Genomic DNA, 12,612 nt, shown 5'->3' with positions numbered 1-12,612 from the left:
CACTCATCGAGGATGCCAATGTCGAAATTGAACTTGAAATTGCTCGGCCCATGCCTGCTTGCCATTGCAATCGATGCAATGGGCTTTGGCCTTGTATATCCGATCATGGCCGCGATCTTTTCCGATTCGCATTCCGGAATCGTCGGTCCCGATACTGCCGACCATTTGCGTAACTTTTATTTGGGCCTTGGCTACGGCGTTTATCCGCTTTGTATGTTCTTCGGCTCATCGTTGATGGGGGAGCTGTCCGACGGTTACGGCCGGCGCGCCATCATGCTCGTTTGCCTGTTCGGCCTTGCGCTTGCCTACCTGCTGATGGCGCTCGGTGCGTGGATGCCGAGCCTTGCGTTGCTGCTCGCCGGCCGGGGGCTCAGCGGTCTCATGGCGGGCTGCCAAGGCATCGCCCAAGCCGCGATCTCCGATATGAGCACCCCGCAAACGAAGGCCTACAACATGAGCATCATGTCGATGGCATTCAGCGCCGGCGTCATCGTGGGGCCCGTGCTCGGCGGCGTGACCTCCGATCGAACGATCGCGCCGATCTTCGGTTACGGTACGCCGTTCTTGCTCGTTTCGGTGCTCTCGCTCTTCTGCGGCTTATGGACGCTCGGTTTTTACCGCGACGCGCTGCCTCCGAAGGGCGCCGCGCGCATCGACCCGCTGCTGCCGCTGCGTATCGTGGTCCAAGCGGGCATGCATCGGCGGATCGGGTTGTTGTCGGTCGTCTTTTTTCTGATGCAGGTCGGCTATGGCCTCTATCTACAGACGATCATGCTTGTGCTTCAAACGAGGTTTCATTACGCGAGTTCGCGGCTCGGCTTGTTCAGCGGCCTGATCGGTATCTGCTTCGTCTTCGGGTTGACCGTGATCGTGCGTCTCATGCTGAAGGTGTGGAACGTCGTGGATATCGCGAAGCTGGGCTTGCTGATCGCGGGAATGGGGCAGATCCTTTCGGCCCTCATGCCGCAGGAAGGCGCGCTCTGGGTGCTCGGCATGATCGTGGGCTGCTTCGACATGGTCGCTTATACGACGATGTATACGGCCTACTCGGATGCCGTGACCGAAGATCGCCAAGGATGGGCGCTCGGCGTAGCCGGTTCGGTCATGGCCATCGCATGGGTCGTGACAGGCTTGCTCACGAATCTGCTTCCGGTCCTCGGCGAATTGGGGCTCCTCGTCGTGGGCGGCGTGAGCTTCATGCTCAGCTTTGCAACGATGACGATGTACGGCCGCAGATGGTCCGCGCCGGCGATCGGCGTCGCGACGCGCGTCTAGCGTCCGTACGTGCCGGCGAATCGATGCGCCGCGCGCACTTATGCTAATAATTCGGCTTCGTTTTCGACGGGCGGTGAATCCATGGATGTCTTGGCAGCAATGCGCATCTTCGTGCGCGTCGTCGAACGGGGCAACCTGTCGCGCGCCGCGAAAGACCTGGGGCTCGGGCAGCCTACCGTCAGCGATCGTATCGAGCGGCTGGAGCGGCATCTCGGCGTCAAGCTGCTGCTGCGCAGTACGCGCGCCGTTTCATGTACCGACGAAGGCTCGCTCTTTTATCAAAAGAGCAAGATCGTGCTCGATGCGGCCGACGAGGCGCATGCGGCCGTATCGCCCGAGGCCGACGGGATTCGCGGGCGCATCCGTCTTGCAGCGCCGCACGGCGTCGGCGAAGTGGTGTTGCCGCCCATCTTGGCGGCGATCCGCGAGCGGCATCCGCAATTGCGCTTGGAACTCGTGCTCAACGACGAACTGATCGATCCCGTCACCGAAGGCGTGGATATTTCGCTGCGGCTCGGGCAGTTGGTAGACGGCAGCTTCGGCGCGCATCGGCTTGGGCACGTGCGGCGCGTGCTCGTCGCGTCGCCGGCCTACATCGAGCGGCATGGGGCGCCGCGCGAGCCGGCCGATATCGTTGCGCATGCGTTCGTTCGCGTGGCGGGGCTTTTCACGGACGGCCGCCTTGTCCTTCGCGACGGCACGAACGCCTCGCACTCGGCACCCATCGATGTCGCGATCGGCGTAAGCCATTGGCGGCCCGTCTACGAGCTGCTGCTCGGCGGAGCAGGCATTGGCGTATTGCAAGAGCCCGTATGCGCCGATGCGTTGGCGCGCGGAACGCTCGTGCGCTTGTTGCCCGGTTATACGGTGCCGGGATTCGAGCTGCATGCGCTGCTACCGGTCACGCGCCCCGTGCCCTCCAAAACGCGAGCGGTGCTAACGATCCTCGAGGCGCATTTGCCGCGGGCCATCGAGCCGATCGCCGACGTCCCGGCCGCCGTCCGCACACGGCGCGACGCCGCGCTGGATGCGCGGTAGGGCGCATCCAGCGCGGGGATCAGGCAGGGGTCATTGCTGCATCTGCTTGGCTTGCAAGTACCGACGAACGTCGTCCATCGAGACGCGGCCCGAATGTGCGGCGTCGATCTCCTTGAAGTGCTGCGCGATGTAGCCTAGGCCGTTGCTCGACGCTTGCGTCTTCGTGATCGCGGCGCCGTTGGCCAGCACGCCGTTCGCACCGAGCCGCGCTTCGATCCGCTGCTGAGCTTGCTGCTGCAACGCATTGCCCGTCGTCGGCGCGACGGCGGCGACCCGCGTCTTCGGAAAATACGGACCGTCCACGCCGCCCGTGCGCTGTTGGAGCTTAACGGGCGCGACGGCCTGGAATCCCGCGGCATGGGCACCGGCGGCCAGGGTGCCCAGTGCGATGAGCGCACACGTGCGCCGTACTACTTCGATAAGAGACATGATTGACTCGCAAAAAAGGAATACGGAAAGAGCCCACGGCCCCGGGTTAGCGTTTCGACGCCTGCGCCATGACGGTCGGCGTGCCCGCCGGGCTTTCGTCGGCCCATGCCGCCGGCAGCGTGCTTAGCGTCAACGCGGTCGGAATCGGAGTGCCGGCAAAGTAGTTGTCCAGGTCGGACTTCACCTGCGCGCGAGCCGTGTCGTCCAGGTAGACCATATGGCCGCCTTGATAGGACGTGACTTGCAGATTCGCGTTCAGGTTTTGCACCGTTTGAAGCCGAGCGAGTTGCTTTTCCGTGTTGAAGAACGGCGTGGCCAGATCGTGATACCCGTTGATCGAAAGCACCTTCAGACTCGGGTTCAACTGCAACGCGCCGAGCAAGTCGGGGATCGTGTCCGGCAGGGCTTGTCCGGCATGCGAGAAGTCCCATGACCCGATGATGCTGTCGTTCAGCGGCGTGTAAGTCGCGTTCGGCGCCGAGTAGCCGAGGTAGTCCGGCAACTGGGTTTGTAGCGTCGTCGTGAACGGCTGCGAGATGAGAATGTCGGATGGGTCGCCATCGTTTTGCAAGCGTGAATCCGAATTGGGCAACGACACGCGCCCGTCATAGCGGCCGATCGTGGTGCCCGGCAGCAGCGTAGTTTGGAACGGCGTGGTGCTGAAGTAGCCCTTGAGCGCTTGATAGGTGAGGCTCGAACCGGATTCCCACGATTGAAGCGTCGATCGGCTCGGCAGCCTAGGCGAGCCGAGCCCATTCGGATCGCCGATCTGGCTGAGCGTCCACGACTGCGAATAGGCGCCGAAACTGTTGTACTTCGCGGTCACGAAGTTTTCCATCTGCTGCGCGTACTGCGCCTGGCTCGCGGGTGCCGGCGATACTTGGTTGAAGTACGCCGCGACCTCGGCGTAGCCCGGGAAATAGCCCGACAGCGTATCGGTCGCGAGCGCGAGGCCGCTCGTCGATTGGGTGACCGCCACGGCTTCCGTCGCATCGGCGAAGTAGTTGAGAATCGCCGATTGCAGGACGATACCGGTCAGCGGTACGCCCGCCGTTTCGAGCGACAGCGCGAGCATGTCGGTGCGGGGCGTGCCGTACGACTCGCCGTACAAATAAAGGGGCGAGCCGCTTAAATTGTTGGCCGCGATGTAGCGGCGAATGAAATCGCGCATGACGGTCACGTCTTGGTCGCAGCCCCAAAACGATTGGTTCGTGTTCGGCGAGACGGCCTCCGATAGCCCCGTGCCGGGCGGGTCGATAAAGACCATGTCGGTGGTGGCGATGAGGCTTTGCGCGTTGTTCACGAGCGGGAAGTTCGGCCAATTCGTGAGTAGCGGATCGGGCGTGGCGACGCGCGTCGGCGCGAACGAGCCGAGCCGCAGCCAGACCGACGAGGAGCCGGGTCCGCCGTTATAGAAGAACGTAACGGGGCGCGGTTTGCCGTTCGTGCTCGGCGCGGTGTAGGCGACGTACGACATCGACGCTTCGGGATTTCCGTTGGCGTCCGACGCGGTTAAATGGCCCGTGGTCGTCGTATAGTTGACCGTCGTCGAGCCGGCGCTCCATTGATAGTGCATGACGGCGGCCCCCTCGTTCACTTGCGAAGGATCGAGGCTGTCGCCGGCATTCATCGAGTAGGCGACTTGATCGGTGTAGGGCTGGTTTGCATCCGCCGCTTTCGCACGGCTTGGCTGTTGCGCATTGGCGGCCGTGGCCGACGATGCCGCGCCATTGCCGCCTCCGCAGGCGGCGAGCAGCAGCGCGCCGAACGTCAACGCGCCAAAGCCTGCGAGCCGGCCTGGTAGGCCGCGCGGATGGGCGATCTTGCTACGGTTTGTTTTCATCTCTGTCCCTGCTGGAAAGTGAGGTTGTCATCGAGCCGGTTCGTCGACGAGTCGGCCTGCGCGTCTTCGACGAGCGAGGACGCGCGCGCACGGCGTCGCTAACGACGGCGCGTATCGAGCTTCGATTCCGTGATTCTCGAATTGCCGCGAGAGTCGTGGTCTCTCGCGGGAAACAACTGCCTAACCCTCTAGTGCTTAGTCTTCTAATGCTTGGACATGACGGCTCTAAATAGCGCCGAATCGACTACGAATTTAATCGGTTTTGTCGAAGTCTCGAATCGGCGCTATACAACGTACGAGGCCAAATGAAATTTGACAAGGTGCCGAGCGACTACGGAATGCCTATCGCGCATGCTAAGGATTCCGGCTTGGGGCTGTCGCGATATGCACAGAAAGGCCCGTTCGCCATGGGGTAGCGCGTCACACGAGTCCCGCTCATGCGCTATAGGTGACGACGAAGACCGGAAGCGGCGCAGCGCGAAACGCCGAACAAAATGGTCGGTTCGTTTTGTCTTTTCTCGTTTAAATCCCGAAATGTGTTTTAAAAAAATTGAATGATTCGATGCGAATTCCGTAATCCCGCTGCGGCGAGCACAGCATAAGCGATGGTTTTGGGGGCACTAAAGCCGCTCGTGCCATCGAATTTTTTGTAGTAACTTGCGAAATCTCTTGTTGGCACGTCCGCGTATCGTCGCGAATAATGGAGCCGGACCTCGCCTCTCACCTATCTCGCACTCGCCATGACCTCCACTCAACTGCGACTACTGGCCGTCTTTTCGCTCGGGTATTTCATTTCGTACCTGTTCCGAGGCGTCAATCTCGGATTTGCGCCGTTCATCATCCATGACCTACACGTCTCGCCTGCCGACTTGGGCACGTTGACGAGCATGTATTTCCTTGGCTTCGCGGGGGCGCAAATTCCCGTCGGTGTCATGCTCGATCGCTACGGTCCGCGTCGCGTAACCGCGTGTGTGATGTTGGTGGCGGCCATCGGTGCGCTGATCTTCGGCCGGGCGGGCGGCCTTGGCGCAATGATGGTCGGGCGTTTGCTGATCGGGGTGGGCGTATCGGCCTGTCTAGGCGGTGCATTCAAGGCGACGGCCCAGCATTTCGACGTCGGCCGGCTCACGCTCGTGAACGGCTTGGTGATGGCGGCGGGTGGGCTCGGCGGGGTGGTCGTGGGCGCGCCGCTCTCATGGTTGCTCTCGGTCGCCGGCTGGCGTGCGATCGCGACGGGTCTCGCGGTACTGACGGCCGCGGCGGCCGCGGCGATTTGGATCGGCGCGCCGACCAAGCATGAGACTCGTTCGAGCGCGGGTTTGCTCGAGCAATTCAAGGGGACATGGCATATTTTGACTAGCCGCGCGTTTTGGAAGCTGGCGGCGTTTTCAGGCCTGACGCAAAGCGTTTTCTATGCGATGCAGTCGCTTTGGGTGGGGGCATTCATGCGCGATGTTGCGCTCGCCGGTACGAACGAAGGCCCCGCTCGCGCAGCGACGCTCGTGTCCGTGCTGGGCGGCGCGTTCATCGCGGGCAACGTAGGCTTCGGCGCCTTGGCGCGTGCGTTGGAGCGGAGGGGTATTAGCGTGTATCTGACCTCGGGGGCCACGATGGTGCTGTTCGTCGTCGTTCAGGCAATGATCGCTGCGCGCGTTCCCTTTCCTCAAACCATGCTGTGGGGTGCCTATGGCGCATTGGGCGGGACAGGGATTTTGACCTATGCCGTGTTGGCCGAGCACTTCCCGGCGCGCTTGCTCGGACGCGTGAATACCACGTTCACGCTTGTGATTTTTCTCGCGATCTTTGCGTTGCAAGTCGCGATCGGTGCGGCGTTGGGACACTGGCCGATGCAGGGCGGACACTATGCGGCGGAGGGGCACATAACGGTCTGGACGGCGTTGATCGCGCTGCAAGCGGTGGCCGCCGTATGGTATTTCTTGCCCGCGCGGCGCGCTCGCCCCGCGGCGGCTGCGGTCTAAAGACGAAAGCTGCCGGCATGCTCCACGTTAGATGATCCTCGGATACTCGAGAGTATGCCGGGTCTAGTCCCGGTCGGGAGCGCCGAGCGGGAAGAAGGGGGCGATCAAGCGAAACATGAAGGGGACATTGCGCTCGTAAAGCGCGATGAGCGGCTTCCGACGAACGAGGCGAATGGGTGCCCATAAAATTCCAGCATCGTCATTGCAGAGCTCCGTGCTATCGCAAGGCGATTTCGATCATCTCGAACTGCAACGCGGTGCCTTCGCGGCGTTTCTCGGTCCCATCGCTGCCGTCCAGAAAGACGATTTGCTCCGTGTAGGACACCCGGGTCGATTGGCCGCTCGGCTCCAACTCGAGACTGGATAACGTGACCGAATGAAAACGTCCCGAGTGATGCAAGTCGTAGGCATAGACCAAGCGACGGGCCGGTTCGATGACATGGAAGCGCGCGTCGAACAGCGTCTCTACGCCGCTTTCGTCGAAGCGGCCTTCCAACACTTCCTGACCGCCCACGCGAAAATCCATCGATCGTCGGATGAGCGACCATCGATCCGCCGGCCCCGTGAACCATTGCGCTTTCACTTGCGGGTCGGACCAAGCGGCAAAGACGCGCTCGGGCGTGGCGGCCCAGACGCGGTTTAGCGTAAACGTACCGTGGAAAAACGGGACGTGCGGTTGCGTCATGGCTGCTCTCCTTTGAATGAATCGCTTTCGAGCAATCGACCGAGGCGGTCGAAGCGGCTTTCCCAAAGTTGCCGGCGTTCGCTGAGCCAACTTTCGACGCGCTGGACCGCCTCGCTGGAAATGCGGCATTCACGCGTGCGTCCATGCTTTTCCGTTGTCACGAGTCCGCTCGCCTCCAAGACGCGCACGTGTTGATGAATCGCGGCGAGCGACATGCCGTAAGGCTCCGCCAGTTCGCTCACGGAGGCGGGGCCGCGCGACAGGCGATCGAGCATTCCTCGCCGCGTAGCGTCCGAGAGCGCATGAAAAGCCAAATCGAGCTGTTGGGATGGATACTCAAGCATTTGCTTAAGTTAGAGTTGTTCCGAGGGAAAGTCAAGCAAACGGTTAAGTGTTCGCATGCGGGTAAGCGCCGGGTGGGCGCGTGCTACCCGGTCGTGCAACGAAACGAGGGGAGGAGGGAGAGCTAACTAAGAGGAACGCTCAGATGCCGTTGCGAAGCGCGCGCATCAAGCAATGGGGCGATTGATGGGTATTGACGGCATTGACGAGGTCGGTCAAAAACCACGGGAGATTCAACTTCGTATTCGGATCGCTGACTCCGACGGTGAGGGCCGGCCGTGTCGACGTCGCGCCGGGGGCGGCCGATGCATCGGCGCTCACATTGCATTCGTCGGGGGCCGTGCGCGTGGACCGTGCGGTTTCGGCGCTGGCGTAGCATAGCGCCGAGAGCGAGCCGGCGGCGATAACGATAGACGCGACGGCGTAGCGAAAGCCCTTCATGATGACGATTCTCCATGGATATGCAATATGACCGCCTCGATGGCGCCGAGTTCGCCGGAGCGCATGAAGGCAGTTGTCCCTTAAGTGTGGCTTAAGGGGCTGGAGCGACATTGTCGAGCATGGACAGTCTCATGTTTTGAGGCGGCTTCCGAATTGAGAGTTGAACAAACGCACATGCCTTATTTTTTTGGAATCGGTCTTCACGTCATTGTCGCGGTTTACTTTGCGGTGCATGCCGTTCGTCACCAGCAGAACATCTATTGGTTGTTCATGCTGTTTGCCTTCCCGATGCTCGGCAGCCTCGTGTATTTTTTCGCGGTCTATCTACCCAGTTTTCGGCAATCGCGCGGTGCATACGTCGCCACGCGCGCGATCACGCAGTTCGTCGATCCGAATCGTGCCGTCCGCGAAAGCCGCGCGCAGTTCGATCGCGCGCCTACCGTGGCGAGCCGTATGCGTCTGGGCGCCGCTTTATTGGAGGCGGGCAATGCGCAAGAGGCGATCGAACATTATCAAGCCGCCGCGGCCGGTCCGTTTGCGGACGACCCCGCGCTGTTGCTCGGCTTGGCGCGCGCTCAGTTTGCATTAGCGCGTTTCGCGGACGCCGATGTCACCTTGACGCGGCTTTTCACGGTCGATCCGCAGGCGCGCAATCAGTCGCAACCGGCGTTGTTATATGCCCGTTCTCTTGCGGCGCTGGGCGCGGCAGGGACGCGCGAGGCGTTCGAGACGGCATTGGCGTGCGCGAGCGATGCGGCACCGCGTTGCCTATTCGCCGATTGGCTTGCCGCCCAACCCGCGCAAGCCGACCGCGCGCGTGCCGTGGCGCTGTACGAGGACATCGTGCGAGACGGCAAGCATTGGCCGCGACATGCCCGCGAGCACAATCGCGAATGGCTGACGCGTGCGCAATCGGCGCTAGCGGCCATGGCCGGACGCTGACGCGGCGGATTCGATCGAAGTCGTGCCGCGGTAGGTTGGGACCTGAACCGTGCCTAGCGTGTAATAGCCGTCATCTTGCGCGGTCGCCAGCGCGAGTTGCATCGGGAGGGCGTGGCGTCGCGCATCGACGACGCGCAGATCGAGTTCGTAACTTCCGGCGCGTATGCCTTCCGGTAGGACGAACTGGTCTTCGAACGCGGTGCAGTTTTCGGGCAGTACCTTGCGCAAGTCGAGCGCCGACGTGAAATGTGCGGCCGGTTGAGACGTCGTCGTCGATAGCGGTCGCAACCGAAACTCGATGCGCCATCGAGCATACGTGGGCGTAATGCCGGTATTGCGCCATTCCGTGGTGATCGAGAGGCGCTTATCGGGAGATGGTGAGGTCGCAGCCGCGGCGCCGAATCGAACCGCGACCGACGCGGGCGCGTACCGATATCCCGCCGATAGACCCGCGGCCCAAATGGCCGACTGTTGGGTTCGCGTCAACGCGGACCATGAACCTGTGCAAAACGAGGCGTTCTTGATATCGGCGATATGGTATTGCCGGACCTGTTCGAGAATCGCGAGTCGATTCGTGGTTGGATCGATCTCGAACGTCTGACACGGAAACGTAGGCGAACTGCCGTTGCCGAAAGGCTCGACGATGAACGGTGCGCGTTGCCATCGCGTGGCGACGAGATCGGTGCCGTCAGCCGAACGGCAAGTCGAAATCGCCGGGAAGCCGGCGCGCCATCCCGTATAGGAGCCGAGACTGTCGCGTCGTAGGCCGATCGGCAGGTTGCCCGTGTCGATACGCATAGCCTCGCATAGCGAGTCGGAATCGTCGGTAAGCATGACGAGCTGCTTATCCGGGAAGGCGCGCACGTGGGCCTGAATGATTGCCGACTTCGACGCTGTGGTGCCGGGGCGGTACGCACCGATTACGCCGTTGTTCGCGAGGTAAGCTTGGATATTCAATATGTACTCGGTATCGGTAGGCGAGTACGGAATGCGGCCCCATTTGTAATCGTGCGTGTCCGGAAGTCCCCCTGTATGCCATTCCCCCCAGCTGCCGTAGAGACCGATATCGATCGTCCCGATCCGAGGATCGTTATCGTAGCGACGGCCAAGAGCTGCAAGTAGGGCGGTCATTTTATCGATGACGAATTCGTCGTTCCAATCGGGCACGAAATAGTGGCCTTGCGAAGGATCGGACGGCGAAACGGGTAGGAGCCAGCCGTGCGCGCGGCCGGTGTTGTCCCTCAGCAAATAGGCGGGTGCGTCGCTATAAACGGGATAGCCGTCGGCGCCGAAGGTGACGTTCGTGTCGAGCTTGATTTGCGGATTGAAGGCCATCACACGAAAGCCGAATGTGCCGCCTTCGGGTAAGCACGCCGTTTTGCCCGGCGGCGAGGGACACGGTGTGAGGACGCGGTCTATGACCGAGAAGTCGTAACGTCCTTCAGTCGCCTCGAGGGTATGCCACGAGACACGTCCATAGACGTTTGCCGGGGTACCGGGCAGTGGCGCGGAATCGGATCTGTTGGGAATGAAATCGAGATCGGGCGCGCACGATGCGCAAGGCGGATTGTTCCGTCCGATAGCCCGTTGTGCGACTGAGATATAAAAGCCGCTGGTCGGATTGAATAGCTCGCCGGTGACCCGCCATTGATTTGTCGCGGGATCGAATTGGGCCGAGGCGGGCGCAAGCTGCCGTGGCGTTAGGCGTTGAACGCCGGTTTCGGCGGCCTCCTTTGCATGACTCGCCAGCGCGCATGTCATGAGCCAAACGGCGCAAAAGAACATCGCAGATAGACTGACCTGTCGACAAAGCTGGGCGTGCATATCGACATCTCCCGTCGTTCGTTTGAATGGCGGTGGGCTATTGACTGCGAACGCTCGGCGATTATTGCCTCGCTCAGTCGGTGAATAATTGTAGGGGATTGCGGCAAGAGCAAGGGCCGAGATCGGCCGTGGCATCGCGCGCGGTAGGCCAGATCCGTTAGCTGCGCTAACGCGATTGTGCGCGGCGTGGTAAGCAAGAAGCTCAGTTCCTTCAACCTGTGCGGCTCGGCGAACATCGCTCCGTGGTCTTCGAGCTTGCGCACATCCGTGAACGACAAGATGCGCTCGCTCGCCGTACTTTGCCGGTATCGCCACGTTTCGCCCACGCGACCTTCGTCGGGCCGGTCGATGCGTCACTCGCTCGCGCTGTTCGGTATCCCCGCATGTCCTCCTCCCATCTGCTCCGGACCTGAGGCGCCCGAGTCCATTGGAGGCGTGGTAACGAGCGGAGGGGCAGGGGTAGGCGACATCACGGCCGCAGGAGCGGAGGTCGTATCCGTTGCGGGACTCGATACGGCCGGCGCAGGTGGAGCCTCGCTCGGCGCTGCGGCGGCGGTGTCCGACGCCGCCGGTGCAGGAGGCTCATCACTGCTTTTGCCGCATCCGGCGAGGGTCATCGTTCCTAAAGCGAGCGCTATCAGGAGAGGTGTTTTCACGGTCTCGTCCCTTTTTTTGCGATTGGAAATGAGCGCCGGAGATTGCGCCGCGCTCGCCGGTTTTCGATCGATTTCAGCTTACTCAACGCGGCCGTTCGCTGCTAGTGGTCGGATGTCGATGCGAGCGAGCTGATTAGGTGTCCGAATTTTCTCGATGGCGCAGAACGACGTGTGTGGCCTTCTCCGACGCGACGGATTGCACGCATTCGTACCCGAGCGCCCGCAAATCGATCGCATCGAACAGCGATTCTCCTCGGCCAAGCAGGACCGGCGCGATAGCGATGTGCAATTCATCGATCAGGCCCTCGCGAAGATACTGCCGGATCGTATGCGATCCGCCGCCGATGCGCACGTCCTTGCCGGCAGCGGCTTTCCGCGCTTGGTCGAGTGCGTCGCGAATGCCTGTGGTGACGAAGTGGAACTTCGTGCCGCCTTCCATTTCGATAGAGGGACGAGCGTGATGAGTCAAGACGAAGACGGGAACGTGATAGGGCGGATTGTCGCCCCACCAGCCGGTCCAACTCATGTCCGGCCACGCGCCGCGAACGGGACCGAACATATTCCTTCCGAGGATCCAGGCGCCGACGTTCCGAAAGCCGCGGGCGGCGAACTCGTCGTCGATTCCGGTTGTACCGGCGTCCTTGCCGAAGAGCGTCTGCTGGAACGTCCGGGTTGGCAGTAGCCATTGGTGCAATTCGGTCCCCCCGACGCCAAGGGGATTATTGACGTCTTGGTCTGGACCTGCTCCATATCCGTCGAGCGAAATCGTGAAGCCATGAACGCGAACTCGGGTCATCGTTTGTCTCCGGTTTGATCGCCTACCGGACGGGCTCGTTCGGCGCGGCGTTTATCGACTGGTCCATATTAGTCCAGCCAAAATGCTCGGTCCGTTGCAGGCGAGCGCGGGGTTAGCGCAGGTCGTTGCAAGGCGGCAGCTTTTTCTGGGGATCCTCTAATCCGGGGGCAACGGTTCTTTCTCTTCTGACTTCGCGCTAGTTGATCACCACGGCCAGTATAGATAACCGCTGTCCTCTCAAGGGCTCAGGGAATCGCTCATACAGCCCCCGGTCCTCGCCGATCGTTCGGCCGACCGAGACGGCGCGATTGCGACCATTAAGAGTGTTTGCGTGCCTACGTTAGAGCTAGGCTGGGCACTGT

The 12,612-nt window shown here is 61.6% G+C and carries 11 protein-coding genes; 4 read left to right on the top strand and 7 right to left on the bottom strand.

Annotated elements, in window-relative coordinates:
• Window positions 1-18 precede the first annotated feature (18 nt).
• Complete coding sequence (locus AB1286_RS04050) at window positions 19-1,275, top strand: MFS transporter (RefSeq protein ID WP_430362052.1); 1,257 nt, start codon at window positions 19-21, stop codon at window positions 1,273-1,275.
• A gap of 81 nt (window positions 1,276-1,356) precedes the next feature.
• Window positions 1,357-2,313: a LysR family transcriptional regulator gene (locus AB1286_RS04045; protein WP_430362051.1), complete on the top strand. Its 957-nt coding sequence runs from the start codon at window positions 1,357-1,359 to the stop codon at window positions 2,311-2,313.
• A gap of 30 nt (window positions 2,314-2,343) precedes the next feature.
• Here AB1286_RS04045 and AB1286_RS04040 read toward each other — a convergent pair whose 3' ends face one another.
• Window positions 2,344-2,742, bottom strand: coding sequence for a 2-oxoglutarate dehydrogenase (locus AB1286_RS04040; protein ID WP_430362050.1), 399 nt, complete (start codon window positions 2,740-2,742; stop codon window positions 2,344-2,346).
• A gap of 46 nt (window positions 2,743-2,788) precedes the next feature.
• A complete protein-coding gene (locus tag AB1286_RS04035) occupies window positions 2,789-4,585 on the bottom strand; it encodes a S10 family serine carboxypeptidase-like protein (protein WP_430362049.1) in 1,797 nt (598 codons plus the stop codon).
• 740 nt (window positions 4,586-5,325) lie between these two features.
• Between AB1286_RS04035 and AB1286_RS04030 the strand changes: the two genes are divergently transcribed.
• Window positions 5,326-6,564 (top strand): MFS transporter, encoded by a 1,239-nt coding sequence (locus AB1286_RS04030; RefSeq protein ID WP_430362048.1) that lies wholly within the window; start codon window positions 5,326-5,328, stop codon window positions 6,562-6,564.
• A 217-nt stretch (window positions 6,565-6,781) separates the two neighbouring features.
• Here the strand turns inward: AB1286_RS04030 and AB1286_RS04025 are convergent, their stop codons facing one another.
• From AB1286_RS04025 to AB1286_RS04015, 3 genes are all read right to left on the bottom strand, one after another.
• Window positions 6,782-7,249, bottom strand: a complete 468-nt coding sequence (locus tag AB1286_RS04025; RefSeq protein WP_430362047.1) for an SRPBCC family protein — start codon at window positions 7,247-7,249, stop codon at window positions 6,782-6,784.
• Window positions 7,246-7,593 (bottom strand): ArsR/SmtB family transcription factor, encoded by a 348-nt coding sequence (locus AB1286_RS04020; protein WP_430362046.1) that lies wholly within the window; start codon window positions 7,591-7,593, stop codon window positions 7,246-7,248. The genes AB1286_RS04025 and AB1286_RS04020 overlap by 4 nt, the downstream gene beginning before the upstream one ends.
• A gap of 139 nt (window positions 7,594-7,732) precedes the next feature.
• The gene (locus tag AB1286_RS04015; RefSeq protein ID WP_430362045.1) at window positions 7,733-8,032 is read right to left on the bottom strand and encodes a hypothetical protein; all 300 of its coding nucleotides are present in this window, start codon (window positions 8,030-8,032) and stop codon (window positions 7,733-7,735) included.
• A gap of 174 nt (window positions 8,033-8,206) precedes the next feature.
• Here AB1286_RS04015 and AB1286_RS04010 point away from each other — a divergent pair, with 174 nt between their 5' ends.
• Window positions 8,207-8,974 carry a tetratricopeptide repeat protein gene (locus AB1286_RS04010; protein ID WP_430362044.1) on the top strand — a complete coding sequence of 256 codons (768 nt, stop codon included), beginning with the start codon at window positions 8,207-8,209 and terminating at the stop codon, window positions 8,972-8,974.
• On the opposite strand, the gene AB1286_RS04005 is transcribed toward AB1286_RS04010, so the two are convergent.
• Both AB1286_RS04005 and AB1286_RS04000 read right to left on the bottom strand, forming a co-directional pair.
• The gene (locus AB1286_RS04005) at window positions 8,951-10,798 is read right to left on the bottom strand and encodes a DUF4832 domain-containing protein (protein WP_430362043.1); all 1,848 of its coding nucleotides are present in this window, start codon (window positions 10,796-10,798) and stop codon (window positions 8,951-8,953) included. The two genes, AB1286_RS04010 and AB1286_RS04005, sit on opposite strands and share 24 nt — an antisense overlap.
• A gap of 789 nt (window positions 10,799-11,587) precedes the next feature.
• Window positions 11,588-12,250, bottom strand: coding sequence for a dihydrofolate reductase family protein (locus AB1286_RS04000; RefSeq protein ID WP_430362042.1), 663 nt, complete (start codon window positions 12,248-12,250; stop codon window positions 11,588-11,590).
• Window positions 12,251-12,612: the final 362 nt, after the last annotated feature.

Source organism: Trinickia sp. NRRL B-1857 (assembly GCF_050470685.1).
Classification (GTDB): Bacteria; Pseudomonadota; Gammaproteobacteria; order Burkholderiales; family Burkholderiaceae; genus Trinickia.
This window is presented reverse-complemented; position numbering and strand designations above follow the sequence as displayed.

Excerpts from the sequence above, each read along its gene's own strand:
- AB1286_RS04045 (WP_430362051.1), top strand. The coding sequence starts at position 1,357 with ATGGATGTCTTGGCAGCAATGCGCATCTTCGTGCGCGTCGTCGAACGG.
- AB1286_RS04040 (WP_430362050.1), bottom strand. The coding sequence starts at position 2,742 with ATGTCTCTTATCGAAGTAGTACGGCGCACGTGTGCGCTCATCGCACTG.
- AB1286_RS04010 (WP_430362044.1), top strand. The coding sequence starts at position 8,207 with ATGCCTTATTTTTTTGGAATCGGTCTTCACGTCATTGTCGCGGTTTAC.
- AB1286_RS04000 (WP_430362042.1), bottom strand. The coding sequence starts at position 12,250 with ATGACCCGAGTTCGCGTTCATGGCTTCACGATTTCGCTCGACGGATAT.
- AB1286_RS04025 (WP_430362047.1), bottom strand. The coding sequence starts at position 7,249 with ATGACGCAACCGCACGTCCCGTTTTTCCACGGTACGTTTACGCTAAAC.
- AB1286_RS04005 (WP_430362043.1), bottom strand. The coding sequence starts at position 10,798 with ATGCACGCCCAGCTTTGTCGACAGGTCAGTCTATCTGCGATGTTCTTT.
- AB1286_RS04050 (WP_430362052.1), top strand. The coding sequence starts at position 19 with ATGTCGAAATTGAACTTGAAATTGCTCGGCCCATGCCTGCTTGCCATT.
- AB1286_RS04015 (WP_430362045.1), bottom strand. The coding sequence starts at position 8,032 with ATGAAGGGCTTTCGCTACGCCGTCGCGTCTATCGTTATCGCCGCCGGC.
- AB1286_RS04035 (WP_430362049.1), bottom strand. The coding sequence starts at position 4,585 with ATGAAAACAAACCGTAGCAAGATCGCCCATCCGCGCGGCCTACCAGGC.
- AB1286_RS04020 (WP_430362046.1), bottom strand. The coding sequence starts at position 7,593 with ATGCTTGAGTATCCATCCCAACAGCTCGATTTGGCTTTTCATGCGCTC.
- AB1286_RS04030 (WP_430362048.1), top strand. The coding sequence starts at position 5,326 with ATGACCTCCACTCAACTGCGACTACTGGCCGTCTTTTCGCTCGGGTAT.